The organism is Virgibacillus proomii (assembly GCF_900162615.1).
Taxonomy (GTDB): Bacteria; Bacillota; Bacilli; order Bacillales; family Amphibacillaceae; genus Virgibacillus; species Virgibacillus proomii.
In genome coordinates this window covers 73,969-95,595 of record NZ_FUFN01000007.1, presented here as the reverse complement: position 1 = coordinate 95,595, position 21,627 = coordinate 73,969, and the positions used below count along the sequence as shown (strand labels likewise).

Below are 21,627 nucleotides of genomic sequence, written 5' to 3'. Positions count from 1 at the left end.
ATAGCTGTGAACTTCCACAATCGAGACAATAATTAATATTAACAGCGTTTTTCATCTTTCTCTAGTTCTTTAAAGAGCAAGTAAATGTCGACATTACCTGTTTAAAAAATTCCAAACAAATTTAAACATACTACTCCCACCTTTATATAATGAGTTACATGGTATTTTTTCAGCTAAAAGAGAGACTGTACGTTAACCTATACTTTTATCTGTATAGTGGATATCTGCGTGCCCTTTTTTCGACGGTACCAAATAATAATTATCGATGCGAGAATGAGTATGACGGAAATGAATTGCGCCATTCGTAAATTTTCCGTTAACATTAAGCTATCCGTTCTCATACCTTCGATAAAGAAACGGCCAAACGAGTAGTACATAATATATATTAAAAACAACTCTCCTTGCCTTAAATTTGAGCGACGGAGAAACATCAACAAGATAAAACCGCTAAAATTCCAAAAAGACTCATATAAAAATGTAGGATGATAATACATTTCGTCTATGTACATCTGATTCACGATAAATTCGGGTAAATACAAATTCATAAGAAATTCTCGTGTCACCGGGCCACCATGTGCTTCCTGGTTGATAAAGTTCCCCCAGCGACCAATTGCTTGAGCTAAAATAAGACTTGGTGCTAAAATGTCGGCAAGTTTCCAGAATGAAATGTTTCGTACCTTTGCAAATACAATCATTGTTAACATTGCTCCGATCAATACACCGTGTATAGCGAGTCCGCCTTCCCAGACGGCAATAATTTGTCCAGGATGATCCACATAATATTCCCATTCGAATATAACGTAATAAATTCGTGCAAATATAATCGAAATTGGAATCCCAATAGAAGCGAGATCAACAAAGGTTTCTTTCGGAAGACCGCGCCGCTCACTTTCGCGTATGGCGACCCACAGGCCAAGTAGTGCACCAGAAATTATCATAACAGCATACCAATGAAGTTGTATCGGACCGAAGTCGATTGCAACTGGGTCGATTGCTTCAATATTTGTTTTCATATAGCCACTCCTTGATATTATATGGATACCTTATCCAATTAAAATTTGATTATAAATTAAATACTTAGAAGAGTTACCTTCAGATATTCCCATATTTTATAGTGTTTGGTACTGAATGGTTCATACAGTACTATTGACTTGAATTTTCTCCAAGAATCCCTTTCCATTATCTTAAAGAATGATCCATATCTAGAACGGTAGCATAAAAAACGTCATCCAATCTAAAGTACCCAGTAGCTTTTAGTTCTCACCTTAACCATGTTCATCTTTTTGAATCAAATTCAAGTTGTGTAGCTGGACCTTACCTTCAATAGACAGTAATAGGTAATCCTTTATATTTCACTTGTTGATCTAACATTTTAGGAGTAACAGGCATGCTATCTTCTTTCGCCAAAACACTAATTTCACCATTTGGTTCAAGAATTGCATATTGATTATCAATGATATCTAGATACCCTTTATTTCTAATACTTGATTCTGACAAAGGAAAATGATTTTTTGAAATTCGATTTAACTAGTTTTCCGTATTTAATTTCAAAATTGCCGGTTCACCGATAACAAAACGATTAAAAATACTATTAAAGTTTAGTTTTGATAAAACTATATGTATGAGTATAACGATTCCAATTCCGATTAAGGCTTGTTTAATCCCCTTTACCAGCTACCGTGATAAAAAAGTCGTGGGCTAATGCTGACTTACCCGTAAATCGAATGGCAATAGTTTCAACGTTCCTATAAAACTTAACATATAAGACACACCTTAATTGTATACAGATGGGTTCATACTAAGATAAATGCATGCTTTCAGCCAATATAATACTTTCTATCAAAAGACTATAACCATACTACTATGCAGACGTTATCCTTTGTTGTCCACTTTTCCTCAAGGCTTAGAGTGATCAGTAACCAAGGAATATGTAATTATTGTAACGAATTACCACGATAGACAAAGAAATTTATGGAAGCTGAAGGAATCGCCCCATTTCTGTCAGTTTTTCATATATCGTGGTAACGTCGCTACTTAAATCCTTATTTATTAATCAAACATATTTACTCGGCGCACCCCTAAGACATTTATTGGAAACCTGTTCCGTAGTTTATAATCATGGTAATTGTTATGTTCATTAAAATTCACATAAAAACACTGTTAGACCATAGGTACTTGTTGGACGACTTTTCCTTCGATACGTTCAAAAATATCATCCAAATCATGACCTGTAATCGTAAGACCGTGATTCTTCAACCCAATGACGGCCCTCGAAGGATAATCCGCATTGCGTACTAAGTCCGATACCGCCTCGGCTAATTGTATGGTTCCACAAGGATAATTAACCTCTGTTGCTTTTATACCATCCATCCATGCATGGATATGAACAATCGCTCCTACATCAGGATGTTCTTTATAAATCATCCAATGTTCAATCGCATCTACAGAGGCTCTCTTTGGGGTAATGTTAGGTGGAACACTAATTTCCATTGCATTACTCCCCTCATTAAACCCAGTTATATATAAAATATCCTGCCCAATATTGCGCATATTCGCTTTATTAACACCGCTTGCACTCATCCAAAAATTCTTCTCATCTTCCCTGCTACTCAGATTACCGTAACTCAAACCACCGATTCCGTATAATTTTTTTAACTGCCGCATATCACGTGAGGTCAAATAATTCTCCAGGGGAAACGGAGCAGGCAGAAGATTCATATCATCCAATTTCTTACCGGATAAGTACATTTTTTCAGTTAGCCTATTTCCATTCCATAAACTTTCATGGAGATTTTCGTTAAAGTTATTATTAATGACTAGTTGAGAAGAGGCGACAGGTTCTAACCTTTCGTAAACTTTTTGGAAGAAAGACTCCGTCTCTTCTGGTTCATACTCTAATTTATAAAAACCTTGTTCCGGTGTAACAAAATAAATATATGTTTGACTTTGATTATGTAGGATATAAATTAAATGGTTTGATAAGGACCTTATTAAATAGGGATAAGCAGCTTCAAAATTATTGTTCGATTGTATTTCCTGTTTGTCTAAATGTCTTTCTATAACCGAAATGACAAATGTTGCTTGTGCTTTACGGCGAAAAGGACGTGGTTTTTCCTTGTCAAGAATATTAAATACAACTCTGATATTATCTACCGGTTCTTGACAATATTCGTATCCTTCTGCCGAAAATTTATCCTTTAATCCTTCCATAAACCATGTAATAAAAGGACTGCTTGTGTTCCCTGTTATTGTGAATTGATTCAATTTTATTCCTCCTTATTCTGTCATTGTGTTTATGTTATGGTTCAAATACCACTTTCATTGCTGCACGAGTTTTTTTATTTGCAGCTGTATGTAAAGCAGTTTTAAAATCCTCAAGAGAGAATTGATGTGTAATTAATGAAGAAAGATCAACCTTTCCTTGACGCATTAACCCGATTGCAATATCAAACGTTCTTAGTCTCTTTCCCTGATAATCCTCTGTACTATAAGCAAAGCTTCCTTTGATTTCCAACTCATTAAGCCATACCATCGACCAATCAATACCATCAATAATTCCAGCAAGCCCTACAAGTACAACTTTTCCACCACTTCTCGAAAAACGGAGTCCATCATTGATACTTTGCTTTCTTCCAACACATTCATAAACAATATCAGCCCCACCTTGTATTACTTCTGGACCAAATATTGGCTTTAACACCTTTCCACTAAGGGATTCAGCTAAATTCTTGGTATACAATGATTTACGTAAGAAAATAATTTCATCTGCCCCATATTTAGAAGCAAACTCCGCTTGAATATCATGTTTAACCAAAGCAATAATTTTACAATCTATATTTAGTGAACGGATAGCTGCGATTACACATATTCCAATCACGCCTCCTCCGATCACAAGAACAGTATCTTTTTTATTTGGAGGATTTTGTAAAACACTATGTAAGGCACAGCTAAAAGGTTCAACCATGACGCCATTTAAATCATCTACTTCATCAGGGAGTTTAAATACCTGGCTCCTATGAGCAACGACATAGGAACTCCATCCACCACCTGTGTCCCTGCAGGAACCAATTAATAAACCTGGTGCTATATTTCCCTCTGCTTTATGCACACATAAACTGAAATTCCCTTTACGACATGCCGGACAAGGGTTAGAATACCCTCTTGGTTCACATGAAAGAATGGGATCAATAACAACCCGTTCCTTCATATTCAGTTGCTTTACTTGAGCACCGAGTTCTGTAATTTCACCAACAATTTCATGACCAATGGTAAACGGGAACGAAGCAAACGATGAAATTGCCGGGCTATCATGTAGAAAGATGAGATTAAGATCACTCCCACAAATACCTCCAAGCTTCACTTTCACCTTTACCCAGTTTTCATTCGGAAGCTTTGGTTCTGGTCCTTCACCAAATCGTAAACATGAAAACTTTGAATTCCAATATTGGGAAAGCATGAATTTTCCTGCTACTTTACTAAAAGCATAGCGTGGTAACGTATAATCGAATTTCAACTCTTTCAACCATATCACCTCGTTCATTTACCAACTAAATAACAGTATGTTTTCCAAATGAACTTCTAATTAATTAAGATTTGACTATAAAGTGGAAATCATTACTTATCATCATTTAAATAAGGATTTTCTTGATTAATACTTTTCTCTTCCATTTCTTTCAAAGCCTCATCATAATCAAATTCAATTAACGCCTTAATCAATTGATGTACGTTTGCAGCAATACCCTTAACAAATTGAATCATTTATTAAAGACTCCTTCTTATAAGAATATATTTACATAGATGTTTTAGTTTTTAGTCCAATCTTCAATAATTTGCACAAAAACGATTTTTTATATACATGTAATTTAAGTTTCTGTAAGTCGATAAATAAAAGTACAATTATTAACCATACTATTAGAGATTTGAACGATAGAAAATCTCCTAAAAGGTTGATAGTTGTATGATGAAAAAATTGGTTATAATGCTTATAGGTTTAGATCTGATTTTAGCCGTGATTAACTGGTATGGTTTTTCTACGCCCACGTAGATCCTAGAGTTGGTTTTATAGCCTGGAAAGACAATAGTAGAAATCATGTTTTAGCTGAGAATCAGATAGCAACCTAACATTTCAACTGAATGGAAAATATACAGATCAATACCAACAGAATTGGGAAGTAACTGGAGACTTTCCGTAATGGATCTTTCTATTAACGACCAAAACAGAATTGAATATGGTAATTATCCTGACGCACTTGCAAGATTATACGGTGCTCTTCATTCTTATCAAGGTTGATATCTTATTGTCGATACAAAACTGGGTATGAATTCATTGGAGAACATTTCCCTACCCATCTTGAAGGTAGCGGACACGTTTCTCTACATAAGATGACTCACTTACACCAATGATTATCACTGGGACCAAAAAAACTCCTAAACATCAACGTATTGTAGATTTTAAAGAATGGATACTAGAACTAACAAGTCATTAAAAAATTCAAATTTTATTTTACAAACAAAAAGCTAAAGGTGAGTATCTATAAAATGTTATATGCAATATTAAAACCAATCGCAAAATTATTTATTCATTCAAATTTCCGGGTTGAAGTTATTAGCAAGCAAAATATCCTGGATTTAAAGTGTTTATTGTAGCCGCTAACCATATAAGCATTATGATTCCCTATTCCTCCCATGTATTCTTAAAAGAAAAATTCATTTTATGGCAAAAGCAAAATATTTCGCAAATAGGGGTATTTTTCTTTTCTGCAGTCCATGCTATTCCGGTTAACCGACAAAGAGGGATTGTTATACGTCCTGTTCGTAGAGCTCTAAAGGTGATTGATAGCGGAGAAATAATTAGAAATTTTTTTCAGAAGAAAGATGGTTGCAGGAATGGAGAAATAATTAAACCTAAAAAAGGAGTTGCATTTTTCGCATGTAAATCCAGTGTCTCTATACTACCTGTTGTATCGTTAGGATTTGAAAAGGATATCAAACACCAATAAAAATAATAATAGGACTAGGTATAAATGTAAATGAATTAAATACATCGGCTCTATCTCTCTTCGTTGATTATGAACAGGAGCAGGGAACTTGAAACAGTTTAGAGTCATAGTAAAAAGAGGTGTTACGTTGAATAAACAAGCATTAATGATTTACAATCCCGTTTCGGGTAAGAAGAAGAATCATAAATATACCGATATGCTAATAAAAAAACTGAATGATATAGGCTATGAAATTACTGTTCACTCTTCTATCGAAATGAAACAAAATGGAAATGCCATTCGAGAAGCATGTGAAAACAATTGGGATGCGATCTTTATTGCCGGTGGAGACGGTACGATTAACGATACACTACAGCATTTAGCGGAACAGGAATATAGACCGACTGTCGGGATATTCCCATTTGGGACAAGTAATGAATTTGCAAAATTCATTGGTATTCCTTCTAACATCGAAGAATCCGTATCCGTTATCGAAAAAGGGAAAACCAAAAGTATTGATATCGGAAAGTTTGGCAATCAATATTTTGCTAACATTGCAGCAGCCGGTTGGCTAACAGATATTACATATAAAACTTCACCTTTACTTAAATCCTACTTTGGTGAGTTAGCTTATAGTATTTACTTTATAAAAACATTACTGCTGACAAAACCACCTGGAGAAATTTCAATCCGTGTTTCTCCTCACGTGGAACTGTCGGATCTTTCTATTTTTTTAATTATGAACGGAAATTCTGTTGGACCTTTAGAACGAATTATCAATACGACAACACACGCTAATGACGGTTATTTCCACCTTTTTACATGCAAAAATACGAATCGATTGAAACTACTTTTTGCCTTACTCGCTAAAATGCTTCATCTTACCGAAACCGTTGCACCTTTAGATTATTACAAGGTTCATTCAGCATCTTTCTCCATTCCTGATAACTTATTTGTAAATCTGGATGGAGATCAAGTGGATGTATACAGTACGGAATTTGAGGTTCTTCCAAATTATCTTCATGTATTCATACCAGATAAAGAATAACTCAAAGAAGATTAGTATATTTATGAAAAATAAAGGATATATTTGTTAAAAATTACTAAAATAGGTGATGAAATTGTATTACTTTATTGTGAATAAACTTTCAGGAAGTGGCAGGGCCTTAAAAATTTGGTATCGAATCAAAAATTTACTTCAAGAAAACCAAATTGATTTTGATGTATTTATTACGGAACGTCCACATCATGCAACAGAATTAGTAAAGGAAATCATACAAAAAAAAGATGTAAAAGCGATTATTGCAGTTGGCGGGGATGGCACGGTACATGAAATCATTAATGGACTAGTAGGTTCTAAGATCCCACTGGGAATTATTCCTGCAGGTTCAGGAAATGATTTTTGCCGAGGAATGGGTATCCCACTCCAATATGAAAGAGCATTGGAAAGAGTCCTAAAAGGGGAACAAAAAATCATCGATGTTGGTAATATTAACAATAAGTTCTTTGCTACAATTGTAGGTATTGGTTTTGATGGACAAGTAGCCCAGCAGACCAATCAATCTCAAAACAAAAAAATCCTGAATTTAGCGGGAATGGGCAGTATCTCCTATATCGTTAATGTACTGAAGGTTTTATTTTACTATAAGCCGACAAATATCGACTTGGAGATTGATCAAAAGCTTGCTAAACATCAAAATGTATGGTTAATCGCCATTGCAAATTCACCATTTTACGCAGGAGGAATGATGATTTGCCCTAACGCAAAAAATGACGATCAGCTTTTTGATATTTGTATTGTGAAAGAAATATCAAGATGGCAGCTTTTACGGATATTTCCTTCTGTTTTCAAAGGAAAACACGTAACTCATCCATCTGTTACCATACTAAAAGCAAAACAGTTAAAAATAATGTCTAATCCACCGATGACAGCACATGGAGATGGAGAAATCATAGGGGAAACTCCTTTTAAAATTATGATATCTCCATCTACTCTATTTGTTTTATAGCTAAACTAATGACTCAATCCATTCTTTCAAATCTACCGTTCGCAAATATTTAGGGGTGGAATTTGTTCCGCAGATAATGATGGAAACGAGTGAATCCTGTTTATGCAATCCTCCGTGACTAGCACCGCCAACGTGAGTCGGAGAACCCTCCCCTTTAAATTCATAGCCAGGTTTTGCGCTAGCCACGATATAATCCCCATCATGTGAATGAAGGGAAGCATACAATCTTGCTAACGGATCTGGATAATCCTTATAGATGAGTTTTTTATTGCGAATTTCTATATTTAATAACTCATAATTTCCCTCAATAAACCAGGATTGTCCATAATCATCCGTAAGATCTCCATCCGGATGAAAATGAAGTTCTCCATCACATAATCCTGACAAAACAGTTATTTTTTCCCCGTTTTGAAAGGCAATGACGTCTATTCGTTTATCTTGCTTCAATCGGCTTACAATGTCTGCTAAAGGAACCTTTTCTGGTTGAAGAGAATATATATAAGTCATTCTTTCATTAACCCCAAGTACAATATCATCTTCAGAGGTGACACCTCTTTTCAACTTCACAATTTGATAATCTGCTAATAGCTCATGTAAATGAATTAAAGCTTTTTTCCGATTTTTCTTCATCGTTGCTTGGCCATTATCACCAAGGATAATCCAAATATTATTTTCAAGTGCCTCCTCCCACGAATCAAACTTATTTAAAATTCGCTGTAATTGTTTGTCGACTTTCTGAAGTCCTTTTATATCTGTTCTTCCATTTTTATGTACACGTTGATCAAAATCGGGAAGATAAACAAGGGTAAAAGGCGGTAGATTATCATTACTAATAAGGTGATTCAATTCATTCACGGAAAACTTGTCGTTAAACCCGTACTTTTTTAGAGCAAACAAATTCTTAGCTAAGGAAGTTCGTTTAGCAAGTAATCCATATGAAAAAATATCAGGTACATTTGTAGTTAATTCTTTAGCCATAACTGTTAAGTAAGATAAAACGAATGGAATTTTCAATTTGTGTTTCGTACTTCCTCTGTATAATAGTGTATTTATAGATGCCGTTTGATATCCCTTCTCTTTTAATGACTCATGAATAGTGAGTTTTTCTCTGTTTAAATGTTCGTGATTTAAATTATAAAACGTATCTAAAACGATTTGCCTGATTCCAAGTTTAAACATTTCTTTACTGCTGCTGCCATAATTCACAATTCTGTTTTCTTTTTTATTAAACCAAACTAATCCTGGAACTTTATGTTTATCACAATATACGCCTGTTAACAGTGTACTGTCAACGTTCACAGACATCGTAGGAAAAGGACAAACAACATTCGGGTAATAATACCCATGTTCTATAAAAAATTTTAAAGCAGGAACCTTATCTCTTTCTATAGATGCTTGAATGGAATCATCTATCAAGGTATCAATCATAAGGAGAATAACTCTTTTTTGTTGTGATTCTTTTGAAGTCATATTTAATTATCCTTTCAACAGAAGTTTTTTCTTATTATGGAATACTTGAAAAAAATAATTAGAAAAACTTGATAAAATAACACTTAAATACGAAGCTGGGCTCTTAATGGTAAGTGATCAGAAGCTTGTGGTAGATGTTTCACGACTTCTGCTTCGATAATCTCCATTTTTCGGTTAACAAAAATATAGTCCAATCTCCATCTCGGACGGTGAGAAGGAAATGTGTATCCATGTCTGTAATTCGTTTCATACCATACGTCCTTGTATGTATGATGAATTTTCCTCCACCCTCTTGATCCAGGTCTCATATTCCAATCTCCCATCATGACTACCGGCTGAGACTTTTTATGAATAACTTGCTTCATGTAACTGGTTTGTAGATGATAAAGATAGGGATTAACACTCAAATGGGTAACATAAACCTTTATTGGCTTATTATTTATTTGAATTGATGTATCCAAAAGTGATCTTCCTTCAACAAGGCCTGAAATAAAATTAAAATGAAAAACTTCTTGATAAATGATTGGATATCTGGATAAAAGTGCATTTCCATACTGTCTTTTCGAGGAGGATGACGCGTTTGTTTTTAAAGAGACAGATGGAGAAAAAGCCTTGTTCATATGTAATTCATTGGCAAGAAAGCCAATTTGATCCTCATAGTTGCTTCGCTTCGAAAAATGTTTATCAACTTCATTAAGGCCAATAATATCCGCATCACTTTTTTCGATTACTTCAGCAATTCTTGACAAATCCAGTTGTTTATCCGTACCCACACCATGGTGAATGTTATACGTCATAACCTTAAGTATCAAAAAAGCGCACCTCCTCATTTGAATAAAAGTAATTATTCATCATTTTACCCAATCACTTCATATAGATACGAAAATATAGAAAACATAGGACCGAATATTTTTAAACCGACTTATAAAAACTAAAATCAATTCTAAAAGGAATCTTAGAATCAATTGATTACAATGTATGAAGGATAGTGAATGCGGTTAATAACCGTGGCATGATAACTTTACTGCTTACAATTGGAGCTGCTGAAGCTGTGATATATGGGATTACAAGAGGAATTCAAAATGGAACATTTCAACAATTACCTCAAACTATTTCGAACACGCTAAATAATCAAAACGTTCAACAATTAACCAAACCATTACAGAATATGATGGACAACCAAGATAATCAATAATTTACGAATGAATTGTAGAAGGAGCAAGTAATGGAAGATAATAATCAAAATATGCAGTTTTGAAATAGAAAGTAACTTATCACGTCTCTTCAGGTGTTACCATCCATTTAAAACACATTATGAAAGAGACTGGGACAAAAGTGGTATAGTCAAAGAAAAATCCGAACGATGATTCACAAACTCTATTGTAGCTTCTTTTTAATTCTTACGTTATTCTCTTCTACCTCGGCATGTAGTTGCAAAATCGTGCTAGGTAATTTCTGTACGGCTTCCAACTCGTATGTTTACTCCTGTTTGATCTAGTCCATCATTTATATAAAATGGTCGACCATCGTGTTACTCCAATCTTTTGACCATGTCATTCGAACTAATTTCGCCATTTTCACAAGGTAATATGGTTTAGGGCAATGTATTTGTACACCATGAAAATGGCGAGACAAAAGGTAGTCAAAATAATGGTCTAGTATGGTGAGAACGATATCCGGGTTATGGGTTAGAACTAAATGTAACCTTTTTGTATTTTCTCATGGGATTTATCTATGTTACTACGATTTGTGCTAAAATCATCAATCCCAATGATATTTAAACGTTTTCCGTCAATCTCTAACTATCATGCACATTTTGCATCGTTTTAAATCCATGTTCATTTAATAATTCTTTTAACTGATTAAAATTTGAATCGTGCAAAACATATTCATGATTGCCGAAAAAAACATAGAGCCCATAAACAGGGTTCAACTTATTTAGAGCTTCTAAATACGGAACAAGCTTTGGAAGCCTTCGTTCGATCGAGGAAATCCCCTGTCAAGACAATAAGATCAATTGGTCGATTTTCAAATCCGTAAATAAGTGTTCTGGTGTAAATGATATAACTTTTCAATTTGCATATCAGAAATATGAAGTACGAAGGAAGTGGAATTAGTTGATGGAGAATCTTTTTCTAATTAAATATGATTGATAGCTACCGAATGTGTATTCTTATAACCTTTATATAAAATGTACCCTATTAGTACTGTAAAAATTGCGATCATTAAATATATTATCTTTTCCCCTCCTCTACATCTTATAATAGAGTTTGAGGTGGAAGTTCATTCTAGAGTACTTTTCTCTACAGAATATTAGTTGAAGATTCAAGTACTACGGACAGGTTGACTATTCCCTCAAAATTGGCGTCTTACTGTCTTTCAATACGGGATTAGCGCTCCATTAAACCCTCTTATATTTCTCAAATAGCCTATCCTTTGACATGAATAAATAAATAGGGGATGGTATTTTTTTCTTTATTTTATTGCTTGATAATAAATGAATAGGTAAAAGAGTTACTTGTTTAAACAGTTTGTAGTATCGGTTATGAATAGAATAAATTTCAAACCCTAATTTCTTACACCCTTTATGCAGCATTGTAATACCAATTAATCCCTTGATCTCATTCGTATACCCTTTTATTTGAATATAATGGGCGATTTCTGGGAGTGATTCCTGTACAGTCTTATAAATCGCTAAAGCTCTTCTAACTTCACTATCGTAATCTTGGATTTGCCCTAATATTTTAATATTATGCAAATGAATTTTTAGAAGCAAATCATTTTTATTAATTTCTGTACCATCCGATAACGTTACTTTTCTTCCTTTGTACTTTGTTAAACGGACACGCATAATTGTCCGATTGCCAAATTTGTTTTCAACATAATCTAAACGCGTAAAATGGAAATAAATTGGATCAATGATATTCCAAACAAAAAGTCCGGTTTTTCTAATGTTAATGCTCATCCTATTACCCCTCAAGATGATATAAGTGACAGTTTTATTATTAATTAGACGATGTTCAACTATTACTGGGAAAATCAGGTATAAGGAATCAAAATTCTTTTGTTTCACAAACTAAAACTAAAAGGAGACGAAAGTGAAATGTACAGGATTTTATTTATGCCTTTTTTACAAATCCCTTCAGGACATCATCAAGTTGCCAACACTATAAAAAATCATTAAATCAATCATCAAATGACTACAATTCTGAAAAAGTTGAAATTTTATCACATTATAGCAAGGTAGAAATGTTCACTTCCTCCATCTATTTAAAATGTATTCATAAACTTCCAGGAGTCTATAGCAAAATTTATAAAGCTGTAGTAAAAGGAAAGCGAAGCAAAAAACGTTATTATATTTATGAAGTCTTATTTTTGAAAAAAATTAGAGATTTAATTAAACAAATCAAACCAGATGTAATTATTTATACGCATGCTCTACCATTTTACCTTCTAAACCATTTGAAAAAAGAGAATTTATGGAGTGGATCAGTTATTAATGTTTACATAAGAGGTATATGTGTGATCATTCTTTTCTTCCTAGCCGGATAAATAAATTTACTGTAATATATATCATAGTTTCACGTGAAACTTAACAAAGCTGAAAAATTTTTATGGATATGATCAATTGTGAACAAATGTCGATAAACTAAGTAAAATCAACGAATTTTCAGCTTTTAATAAGTGGAAATACAGGTGTTTTTATTATGAATAATACAGGTTTTCCAAAAAATAGATCTATTCATTCGGCAAAAAAAGTGTTAAAATAGAAAAGCAACTCTAAAAAATTGTCCTAACCTTTACAAAAAACTGCAATTTATTTCATTTCTTGATTCCACTATCTACTAAAATCGTATGCCATGGTTGTTTAAAAACCGATAAAAAAGGAAAAGTGAATATTAGAATATGATGTGCACAGTAGGTATACTATGCGAATTTATAAGATTTCTTACAGGATATTAAGTGAAAATTCTGCGCATTCATAATTTTTGTCCTTTTCTAACTATTCTATTTTTTATGCTTTTAACAACCAATTTAACTTGTATCATAACAACTAAACAACAAGAAAGGACGATGCTTATGAGTCTTACTAAGAAAATTTTGATTGCCTTAATATTGGGTGTAGTTGCAGGTGTTGGTTTAACCTTTGTGCCTAATAATGTATTTTCTGCAATTGATACGTATGCATTGAACCCAGTTGGAGAAATATTTTTAAGCTTGATTATGATGATCGTAGTACCAATCGTGTTTGTTTCCATCGTACTGGGAACCGTTGGGTTAGGAGATCCATCTAAATTAGGAAAAATAGGAATTAAAACAGTTGCATTTTATTTAATTACAACTGCTATCGCTCTTGTTATTGGTCTTGGAATAGGGGTTGTGTTAGAGCCCGGTAAAGCAGGAACATTTGATACAAGCAATGTATCCTATAAAGAAGAAGCGGCTCCACCAATTATGGATACATTAGTTCAAATTATCCCGAAGAACCCAATTGAAGCGATGTCCACAGGAAACATGTTACAAATAATTGCTTTTGCTATATTTATTGGTGTGGCATTAGCAGCGCTTGGCAATAAAACAAGAGGAATTCGCAATTTATTTGAGCAGGCAAATGATATATTAATATTTCTAGTTAATGGGATCATGAAAACGGCGCCTTATGGTGCGTTTGCCCTCATTGCCTCAGCGGTTGGTGAAGCAGGGTTAGACGCATTAGGTCAGATGGTTATGTATATGGTAGCGGTCATTTTATCACTTATACTACATGGCGTAATCACGTATGGAATTGCTATTAAAGTATTAGGAAAAGCAAGTCCAGTAAATTTCTATAAACAGTTTTTCCCCGCCATGTCGGTAGCTTTTAGTACTTCCAGTTCAAATGCTGCATTACCGGTTGCAATGAAAATGGCTCAAGAAAGACTTGGTGTTAAAAAGTCTATTAGCAGCTTTGTACAGCCGCTCGGAGCGACGATAAATATGGATGGTACAGCAATTATGCAAGCTGTTGCAACCGTCTTTATTGCTCAAGTTTATGCCGAGCCGTTAGGGTTAAGTCAAATGCTTATGGTAGTTTTAACAGCTACACTTGCAAGTATTGGAACAGCTGGAGTGCCCGGTGTGGGATTAATTATGTTGGCAATGGTTCTGAAGCAAGTAGGCTTACCAGTTGATGGAATTGCCTTAATAATTGGTGTCGATAGATTACTAGATATGCTACGTACTTCTTTAAATATTACTGGGGATGCCGTTTGCGCATATATTATTTCAGAAGGTGAAAAACAAAAAAGTGATGATCAAGTTGAGCAAACAGCTTAAATTAATAAAAAACACGTCTATATTAGGCGTGTTTCATATATGTATATGTGTATTTGTAAAATAAATAAGGCTTCTTAACAAGATTAATCTGATCATTTTGTATATTTTTTAAAGAATATTACTTTAAAATTGTCATAAAATATTTTAAACTAAGTAATAGATCATAAAAGGTTTGCATTATTTAAAATTAACTATTTATTAAGCGCTTTCAATTATGAGATCTAAAAAGGTGTTTTAAATAAAAGATCTCATTGCAAGTGAAAAAGTCTAGAGGGAATAACCAAAAAAATTAACTCCCTTAGTAACTGATATCAATTTTTAATATGAGGTGATTGGATGAAAGTAAAAAAAATACCTGCTAAAGAAGGAACTTATAATCTCCAAGACTATGAAAAAATGAGAGAAACGTTTTCTTGGAATCAAGTAAATGAAATGTTTTCGTGGCATGAAACAGGCAATGTAAATATGGCATATGAAGCAATCGATCGTCACGCTGAAAATCCTGATAAAAGTGATCAGATCGCATTGTTATATTCTTCTCCTGACCGTGAAGAAAAACTTACATTTAGCGATCTTCGCAATGGAAGTAATAAGTTTGCCAATGTACTTCGAAAGTATGGAATTAATAAAGGGGATCGAGTTTTTCTATTTATGCCTAGAAGTCCGGAATTCTATATTTCATTCCTTGGAATTTTAAAGGTTGGTGCAATTGCCGGTCCTTTATTTGAAGCATTTATGGAACAAGCGGTTCGAGACCGGCTTCAAGATAGTGCAGCAAAAATGCTGATTACAACTCCAGAACTATTGTATCGCGTACCTCAGAGTGATTTGCCTGATTTAGAAAAAATTATACTTGTTGGTGAATTTAGCGAAACAGAAGACAAATATATTAATTATAGACAAGAAATGGAAGCGGCGTCGAGTGAAACAGAAATAGAGTGGGTAGATTTGGAAGATGGGATGCTGCTTCATTATACTTCCGGTTCTACTGGGAAGCCAAAAGGTGTTTATCATGTACATCATGCGATGATTCAGCATTATGTTACAGGAAAGTGGGTGCTGGATTTAAAAGAAGACGATGTTTATTGGTGTACAGCTGATCCAGGATGGGTTACCGGAACGAGTTATGGAATTTTTGCTCCTTGGTTACAGGGAGTAACCAATGTTGTTCGTGGAGGCAGATTTACGCCAGATGATTGGTATGGAACCATAGAAAAGCATAATGTGACTGTTTGGTATACAGCCCCAACAGCTTTACGAAAGTTAGCGAGTGTTGGCGAGGCCATGGTAAAACAATACGATCTTTCGTCCTTACGTCATATTCTAAGTGTTGGTGAGCCATTAAATCCGGAAGTATTTATGTGGGGCTTGAACGCATTTAATTTGCGAATTCATGATACATGGTGGATGACAGAAACGGGTGCACAACTAATTGTTAACTTTCCTTCCCTAGAAATACGCTCTGGATCTATGGGTAAACCTATACCGGGTGTTGAGGCAAGTATTGTTGATAATGAAGGAAATGAATTAGAACCTTATCAAATGGGTAATTTAGCGATTAAAAAGGGCTGGCCGGCAATGATGCGGGCAATCTGGAATAATCCTGGAAAATATGAAAGCTACTTTATGAAAGACTGGTATATTTCCGGTGATAGCGCTTATCGAGATGAAGATGGTTATTTCTGGTTCCAAGGACGTGTAGATGATGTGATTATTACATCAGGTGAACGTGTCGGACCATTTGAAGTAGAGAGTAAATTAATTGAACATCCGGCTGTGGCTGAAGCTGGTGTTATCGGAAAGCCTCATCCGGAGCGAGGAGAAATAATTAAGGCGTTTATTACTTTAAATGACGGTTATGAAGATTCAGAAGATCTTCGGGAAGAAATCCGGCAATTTGTTAGAACGGGTTTAAGCGCTCATGCGGCTCCGCGTGAATTAGAGGTAAGAGATATGATTCCTAAAACACGCAGTGGTAAAATTATGCGACGTTTATTAAAATCATGGGAACTTGGATTACCAACTGGAGATACTTCTACGTTAGAAGTATAATTGAAGGAACGAGGCAACCACCAAGCTTTTGCTATTGGTGTTGTCTCGTTTTTGCTTAAATGTATAGATGTTAAAATTGGAACGGGGCGCTTTAAGGCTTTATCCTTATTCGGCTTGTTTCTTGGTTGTTGATGTATTTATTTGACCCTACTCCAAATGGTTCTCAAGTCTATTTATCCTTTTTTAACACATACTACAAGCATTTATGTTTTCATCTAACTTCAAATAAGAGAAAATGGGGAAAAAGTATGTATAAACAGTCAATCAAAGTGAGGGATGGAAATGTCAGAAAAATTTTGGGATAAAAGCTATTCTGATAAAGCGTTTGTTTATGGTAAACAGGCAAATCGATTTGTTCAGGTGATGAGCCATCGGTTAAATCCGCGCTCCGCGGTTGCTTGTTTTGCAGAGGGAGAAGGGAGAAATGCAGTTTATTTAGCAGAATTAGGACATGATGTTATAGCTTATGATCAGTCTAGCGTAGGGCTTAAGAAAGCTCAGCAGTTGGCTAAGGAAAAAGGCGTATCCATACAGGTTGAGCAAAAGGATCTTACGAAAGAAATGGTACCTGCCAATAAATATGATGCAGCGGTAATGGTATTTGGACATGTTCCGAGAGAAAAGCAACGATTTTTGATTCATACTATGTTAGCCTCCGTAAAAACAGGTGGTTATTTGATCTTAGAAGTCTATTCAGAGGATCAATTGGCATATCGGACAGGTGGCCCAAAAGAAACAGCAATGCTATATAATCCAATTGATTTATTAACATGGTTTCGTGAACAAAAATGGATTCATTTTTATTATGGAGAAGCAGAGCGCCATGAGGGAATACGTCATTCCGGTTTATGTCACGTTATTCAAGTAGTAGTTCAAAAGCAATAAAAACGTAAACTCTAATCAGTGGAAGTGAAAAACACTATCCACTGATTAGTAGTTATATTAATCTGAGTCATGGAGATGTCGTCCTATGATGAGTATTTTTAAACCTGTTATTTTGCAAAAAATATTTTACGATGCTGTAATATCCTCTAAAGGACCGAATATTTCATAATGAATATCGCTATCAGCTACCTTTAGTTGTTTAAGAATAAGATATGTCGTTTTCATAAATCCCTTTGGTCCACAGAAATAAAAGCTGGCATCGGTACAGGGAATAATTGTTTTCAGCCAATCATGGCTAATATGACCGCTTCGATCATATGAATCCATTTCTTCAGGCTTACTATATATCGTATAATTTAACACCTGTTCATTTTGTTTGCTAATAGTGGCTACTTTATCCTTCATAGCATGGTATTTACTAGATTTTGCTGCATGAATAAAAATAACTTCACGTGTTGGTTGTTCGTTAATAACGGTTTCCAGCATGCTCATCATCGGTGTTAACCCAACTCCACCACTTATTAATACAAGAGGTCTTGTATCATCAAGGTCAAGAGTGAAATAACCGGTTGGAGCGCTAATTGGTAAGATACTTCCTTCGGTAATAGAAGAATGCAAAAAGTTTGAAACAATGCCTCCTGGGAAATGATCAGTTTTATCCTCACGCTTTACACTAATCCGATAATAGTCTTTACCTGGAGCTGTAGACAGGCTGTATTGGCGGAGATGAGTATAAGGTTCGCCTGGTATTTCTGCCTTAACGGTTAAATATTGTCCCGGAGTGAAGGTAGGAAAAGGTAATCCATCAATAGGCTGTAAATAAAACGAAGTAATGACATCGCTTTCTTTTGTTTTTTTCACGACTTTAAAATCACGGAACCCTGCCCAGCCGCCTTTTTCTTGTTGAGTTGCATTATACAATTGCTTTTCTACTTGAATAAAAATATTTGCGATGACACCATAAGCTTTTTCCCATGCAGTTATAACATCGTCACTAGCTATATCTCCTAAAACGTCTTTCATCGCTAATAATAAATACTTTCCGACAATTGGATATTGATTTGGTTGAACCTGTAGACTTTTATGTTTATGGGCAATTTGATAAACATGGGGTAAGATCGTTTGTAAATTATCTATATTTGCTGCTGCAGCATATACCGTATTTGCTAACGCTGCAGGTTGATCTCCTCTACGCTGATTTGTTTGGTTAAATAGATTCTTTAATTCCGGATGATGGCTTAACATAAGATGATAAAATCGCTTTGTAATTGCCGTCCCATGTTTTTGCAGAATTGGTACTGTAGCTTTGATCAATTGTTTTGTTTGTTCATCTAAACCCGATGATGTTATTTCCATAAAAAATTCCTCCCATACAATAAAGATGTATTTTAAATACATCTTTATTGTATAATGAGTAAAATATTAATAAAACCGCAATTTAAAGCTTTTGTGTTACAATATTGTGAAACGAGCGAGAGTGGGGAAATAAATGAACCTTAAAAAATATACAGATTATGCACTCCGAGTTTTAATCCTTACCGGAATGAAATCAGATAAGGAATTAGCTACAATTAAAGAAATTTCTGCTGTTTATCATATATCTCAAGAACATTTACGAAAGGTCGTTCATGAATTGGCTAAGATGGGTTTCGTTGAATCCATTAGAGGAAGAAATGGAGGAATTCGGTTAGCCAAACCAGCAGAAGAGATCAATATTGGAAAGCTGATTCGTAAACTAGAAGCCGATTTCGTATTACTGGAGTGTTTTGATAAAGGAACCAATCATTGTGTCATATCTCCTGCTTGTACTTTGAAGCATGTATTAAATAGGGCTTTAATTGCTTTTTTTAACGTACTTGATGAATATACATTGAAGGATTTAATTAATAATGAAGAGGAGCTTCGCAAGCTGATGGGGATTTAATGTTTAAGTAAGCTGGCTTGGGGAATATATAATTATGTATTATTTTTTAAGGGAGTGAATCGAAAATGGGTAAAAAAATCGCAACCGTGATTACCGACATGTTTGAAGATGTCGAGTATACGGATCCAGCAAAAGCGTTTAAGGATGCGGGTCATGAAGTTGTCACCATAGAAAAGGAAAAGGGAAAACAAGTAACGGGTAAGAATAAACAAGCTACTGTTACAATCGATTATGGAATTGATGATGTAAACCCAAGTAATTTTGATGCACTATTTATCCCAGGCGGATTTTCTCCGGATATCCTACGTGCGGATGATCGGTTTGTTACATTTGCTAAACATTTTATGGATGAAAAGAAACCGGTATTTGCTATTTGTCATGGTCCACAGTTATTAATTACGGCTAAAACGTTAGAAGAAAGAAAAGCAACTGGTTATAAATCTATTCAAGTTGATATGGAGTATGCTGGTGCTCAAGTAGTGGATAAGGAAGTAGTAGTTTGTCAAGATCAATTAGTTACAAGCCGACAACCAGATGATATCCCAGCGTTTAATCGTGAAGCGTTAAATGTGTTAAAATAATGACGGAGAGCCCCCTAAGCTAAAAAAGTTAGGGGGTTCTTTATGAAACGCTTTCTAAAAGAACGTGCCATGTAATAGGAAAGAATGCTATTATTCTACCTTGGTAATTGTAAATTGGTCCTGTAAAAGAAGCCAATTTTGTGGAAATGCTAAGCCGAGCTTCCAATAAGATATTCCTAATAGGTTTAATTCTTTAATTAAATCAAACTTGGCTTGAATAGATCGTGCATCTTCAAACCATACCTCATGCCGCGTCCCTTGTGCATCTGTATAAATAAAAAATGGCGCTTGTGCTCCTTGATCAAACCTAATCTCTGCATTATTTTCTCTTGCAATTTGAATCGCACGTTGTGGACTTATTGCTTGAGCAGGCCTTCCTTCATCAGCTACATAAGGCAATGTCCAATCATAACCATATAAATTTTGCCCTAATAAAATTTTATTAGCAGGTATTACAGTAAGTGCATAATCAACTACTTTTCGGACTTCATCAATGGGTGATACCGCTAATGGTGGTCCGTAACTATATCCCCACTCATAAGTCATTAATACAACAAAATCAGCAACTTCTCCGTGAACCGCGTAATCATGTGCTTCATACCATTGCCCGGTCTGGGCGGCACTTGTTTTTGGTGCTAAAGCGGTTGACATTAATAGCCCTGCTTGGGACAGACGTTGTTTGGCTTTTCGTAAAAAAGTATTGTATGCTTCGCGATCATTACTAGGTAAAAATTCGAAATCAAAGTGCACATCTTTGTATCCGCCAGAAGTTGCTGTATTAATAATATTATCTAATAACGTATTTTGCACACTTTGTACGGTAAGAATAATATGTCCTAGCTCTGCACTGAATTGTCCGCCTTCGAGGTTTGTTACAACGAGCATTTTAGCTGTCCGATTTCGCTCAGCAATTTCAGCTAAGCCGTTTAAAGGTGGAGGTGTCAAGCTCCCATCTCGTCCAGCGCGAAAGCTGAAAATTCCAAGGTATGTTAGATATGGAGCTGCTTTAGCAGTTGAATTTTCTAATGTATCCGAAACGGTACTTCCCGTCGGTTCGACATATGCATTAGTTGTTATTGGTCGCTTTGGAGTCGGGGGGATATAAAGCCGAAAGCCAACCGGAATAATATTACCCGGGGGAATCGCGTTAACTCGAGCCAGCTCTTGATAAGAGATACCGAACTTTTGAGCAACCGAAAATAAACTATCTCCAGGTTGAGTAAAGTAATATTGACCGATGATAGGGATTACTAAGGCTTGACCGACGACAAGTTTATCCGGAGCATCAAGCTCATTTGCATCAGTCAATGCTTGTGTAGTTGTATTATATGTAGTTGCAATTGTATACAATGAGTCTCCTGGTTTTACTACATGTATTTGCAAAAAAGTCTCCTCCTTTCATAAAATATGCT

The 21,627-nt window shown here is 35.0% G+C and carries 20 protein-coding genes and 2 pseudogenes; 10 read left to right on the top strand and 12 right to left on the bottom strand.

Annotated elements, in window-relative coordinates; genetic code table 11:
* Nucleotides 1-53 precede the first annotated feature (53 nt).
* The 6 genes and pseudogenes from BN1066_RS21125 to BN1066_RS20030 all read right to left on the bottom strand — a co-directional run.
* Nucleotides 54-129: pseudogene (locus BN1066_RS21125) on the bottom strand (YqzL family protein); the annotation flags it as partial.
* Nucleotides 130-197: 68 nt separating this feature from the next.
* Nucleotides 198-1,013, bottom strand: coding sequence for a prolipoprotein diacylglyceryl transferase (gene lgt / locus BN1066_RS00530; protein WP_077317545.1), 816 nt, complete (start codon nt 1,011-1,013; stop codon nt 198-200).
* Between the two features lie 307 nt (nt 1,014-1,320).
* On the bottom strand, nt 1,321-1,497 hold the full coding sequence (locus tag BN1066_RS21120) for a YetF domain-containing protein (RefSeq protein ID WP_179104247.1): 177 nt from the start codon (nt 1,495-1,497) through the stop codon (nt 1,321-1,323).
* 663 nt (nt 1,498-2,160) lie between these two features.
* Nucleotides 2,161-3,264, bottom strand: a complete 1,104-nt coding sequence (locus BN1066_RS00520; RefSeq protein ID WP_143695711.1) for a class II aldolase/adducin family protein — start codon at nt 3,262-3,264, stop codon at nt 2,161-2,163.
* 34 nt (nt 3,265-3,298) lie between these two features.
* A complete protein-coding gene (locus tag BN1066_RS00515; RefSeq protein WP_077317544.1) occupies nt 3,299-4,522 on the bottom strand; it encodes a zinc-dependent alcohol dehydrogenase in 1,224 nt (407 codons plus the stop codon).
* Nucleotides 4,523-4,614: 92 nt separating this feature from the next.
* On the bottom strand, nt 4,615-4,758 hold the full coding sequence (locus BN1066_RS20030) for a hypothetical protein (RefSeq protein WP_179104246.1): 144 nt from the start codon (nt 4,756-4,758) through the stop codon (nt 4,615-4,617).
* Nucleotides 4,759-5,633: 875 nt separating this feature from the next.
* Between BN1066_RS20030 and BN1066_RS00510 the strand changes: the two genes are divergently transcribed.
* From BN1066_RS00510 to BN1066_RS00500, 3 genes are all read left to right on the top strand, one after another.
* A complete protein-coding gene (locus tag BN1066_RS00510; RefSeq protein ID WP_077317543.1) occupies nt 5,634-5,999 on the top strand; it encodes a 1-acyl-sn-glycerol-3-phosphate acyltransferase in 366 nt (121 codons plus the stop codon).
* A gap of 88 nt (nt 6,000-6,087) precedes the next feature.
* Complete coding sequence (locus BN1066_RS00505) at nt 6,088-7,026, top strand: diacylglycerol/lipid kinase family protein (protein ID WP_245799657.1); 939 nt, start codon at nt 6,088-6,090, stop codon at nt 7,024-7,026.
* Nucleotides 7,027-7,093: 67 nt separating this feature from the next.
* A complete protein-coding gene (locus tag BN1066_RS00500) occupies nt 7,094-7,987 on the top strand; it encodes a diacylglycerol/lipid kinase family protein (protein WP_342745583.1) in 894 nt (297 codons plus the stop codon).
* Here BN1066_RS00500 and BN1066_RS00495 read toward each other — a convergent pair whose 3' ends face one another.
* On the bottom strand, nt 7,988-9,457 hold the full coding sequence (locus tag BN1066_RS00495) for an alkaline phosphatase family protein (RefSeq protein ID WP_077317541.1): 1,470 nt from the start codon (nt 9,455-9,457) through the stop codon (nt 7,988-7,990). It abuts the gene before it with no gap.
* Between the two features lie 83 nt (nt 9,458-9,540).
* Nucleotides 9,541-10,269 carry an endonuclease/exonuclease/phosphatase family protein gene (locus BN1066_RS00490; RefSeq protein ID WP_245799656.1) on the bottom strand — a complete coding sequence of 243 codons (729 nt, stop codon included), beginning with the start codon at nt 10,267-10,269 and terminating at the stop codon, nt 9,541-9,543.
* 176 nt (nt 10,270-10,445) lie between these two features.
* Here BN1066_RS00490 and BN1066_RS00485 point away from each other — a divergent pair, with 176 nt between their 5' ends.
* Nucleotides 10,446-10,652 carry a hypothetical protein gene (locus BN1066_RS00485; protein ID WP_077317539.1) on the top strand — a complete coding sequence of 69 codons (207 nt, stop codon included), beginning with the start codon at nt 10,446-10,448 and terminating at the stop codon, nt 10,650-10,652.
* A 249-nt stretch (nt 10,653-10,901) separates the two neighbouring features.
* On the opposite strand, the pseudogene BN1066_RS20490 reads toward BN1066_RS00485, so the two are convergent.
* Nucleotides 10,902-11,674: pseudogene (locus BN1066_RS20490) on the bottom strand (metallophosphoesterase).
* A 184-nt stretch (nt 11,675-11,858) separates the two neighbouring features.
* Nucleotides 11,859-12,422 (bottom strand): YkoP family protein, encoded by a 564-nt coding sequence (locus tag BN1066_RS00475; RefSeq protein ID WP_245799655.1) that lies wholly within the window; start codon nt 12,420-12,422, stop codon nt 11,859-11,861.
* A 152-nt stretch (nt 12,423-12,574) separates the two neighbouring features.
* Between BN1066_RS00475 and BN1066_RS21115 the strand changes: the two genes are divergently transcribed.
* The 4 genes from BN1066_RS21115 to BN1066_RS00455 all read left to right on the top strand — a co-directional run bounded on the left by BN1066_RS21115 (nt 12,575) and on the right by BN1066_RS00455 (nt 17,710).
* The gene (locus tag BN1066_RS21115; protein ID WP_077317538.1) at nt 12,575-13,009 is read left to right on the top strand and encodes an MGDG synthase family glycosyltransferase; all 435 of its coding nucleotides are present in this window, start codon (nt 12,575-12,577) and stop codon (nt 13,007-13,009) included.
* Between the two features lie 528 nt (nt 13,010-13,537).
* A complete protein-coding gene (locus BN1066_RS00465) occupies nt 13,538-14,773 on the top strand; it encodes a dicarboxylate/amino acid:cation symporter (RefSeq protein ID WP_077317537.1) in 1,236 nt (411 codons plus the stop codon).
* Between the two features lie 336 nt (nt 14,774-15,109).
* Nucleotides 15,110-16,825, top strand: coding sequence for an acetate--CoA ligase (acsA, locus tag BN1066_RS00460; protein WP_077317536.1), 1,716 nt, complete (start codon nt 15,110-15,112; stop codon nt 16,823-16,825).
* 282 nt (nt 16,826-17,107) lie between these two features.
* Nucleotides 17,108-17,710, top strand: a complete 603-nt coding sequence (locus BN1066_RS00455) for a class I SAM-dependent methyltransferase (RefSeq protein WP_077317535.1) — start codon at nt 17,108-17,110, stop codon at nt 17,708-17,710.
* A 126-nt stretch (nt 17,711-17,836) separates the two neighbouring features.
* Here the strand turns inward: BN1066_RS00455 and hmpA are convergent, their stop codons facing one another.
* Complete coding sequence (hmpA, locus tag BN1066_RS00450; protein WP_077317534.1) at nt 17,837-19,066, bottom strand: NO-inducible flavohemoprotein; 1,230 nt, start codon at nt 19,064-19,066, stop codon at nt 17,837-17,839.
* A gap of 133 nt (nt 19,067-19,199) precedes the next feature.
* On the opposite strand from hmpA, the gene nsrR reads away from it, so the two are divergent.
* Nucleotides 19,200-19,634, top strand: a complete 435-nt coding sequence (nsrR, locus tag BN1066_RS00445; protein WP_077317533.1) for a nitric oxide-sensing transcriptional repressor NsrR — start codon at nt 19,200-19,202, stop codon at nt 19,632-19,634.
* 65 nt (nt 19,635-19,699) lie between these two features.
* On the top strand, nt 19,700-20,215 hold the full coding sequence (locus BN1066_RS00440) for a type 1 glutamine amidotransferase domain-containing protein (RefSeq protein WP_077317532.1): 516 nt from the start codon (nt 19,700-19,702) through the stop codon (nt 20,213-20,215).
* A 90-nt stretch (nt 20,216-20,305) separates the two neighbouring features.
* Here the strand turns inward: BN1066_RS00440 and BN1066_RS00435 are convergent, their stop codons facing one another.
* Nucleotides 20,306-21,598 carry a glycoside hydrolase family 18 protein gene (locus BN1066_RS00435; RefSeq protein ID WP_077317531.1) on the bottom strand — a complete coding sequence of 431 codons (1,293 nt, stop codon included), beginning with the start codon at nt 21,596-21,598 and terminating at the stop codon, nt 20,306-20,308.
* Nucleotides 21,599-21,627 lie beyond the last annotated feature (29 nt).

Bases quoted from the DNA above. Each gene is read 5' to 3' on its own strand.
- lgt (WP_077317545.1), bottom strand. From the start codon at position 1,013: ATGAAAACAAATATTGAAGCAATCGACCCAGTTGCAATCGACTTCGGT.
- BN1066_RS20030 (WP_179104246.1), bottom strand. From the start codon at position 4,758: ATGATTCAATTTGTTAAGGGTATTGCTGCAAACGTACATCAATTGATT.
- BN1066_RS00500 (WP_342745583.1), top strand. From the start codon at position 7,094: ATGAAATTGTATTACTTTATTGTGAATAAACTTTCAGGAAGTGGCAGG.
- BN1066_RS00495 (WP_077317541.1), bottom strand. From the start codon at position 9,457: ATGACTTCAAAAGAATCACAACAAAAAAGAGTTATTCTCCTTATGATT.
- BN1066_RS00475 (WP_245799655.1), bottom strand. From the start codon at position 12,422: ATGAGCATTAACATTAGAAAAACCGGACTTTTTGTTTGGAATATCATT.
- BN1066_RS00465 (WP_077317537.1), top strand. From the start codon at position 13,538: ATGAGTCTTACTAAGAAAATTTTGATTGCCTTAATATTGGGTGTAGTT.
- acsA (WP_077317536.1), top strand. From the start codon at position 15,110: ATGAAAGTAAAAAAAATACCTGCTAAAGAAGGAACTTATAATCTCCAA.
- BN1066_RS00455 (WP_077317535.1), top strand. From the start codon at position 17,108: ATGTCAGAAAAATTTTGGGATAAAAGCTATTCTGATAAAGCGTTTGTT.
- hmpA (WP_077317534.1), bottom strand. From the start codon at position 19,066: ATGGAAATAACATCATCGGGTTTAGATGAACAAACAAAACAATTGATC.
- nsrR (WP_077317533.1), top strand. From the start codon at position 19,200: ATGAACCTTAAAAAATATACAGATTATGCACTCCGAGTTTTAATCCTT.
- BN1066_RS00440 (WP_077317532.1), top strand. From the start codon at position 19,700: ATGGGTAAAAAAATCGCAACCGTGATTACCGACATGTTTGAAGATGTC.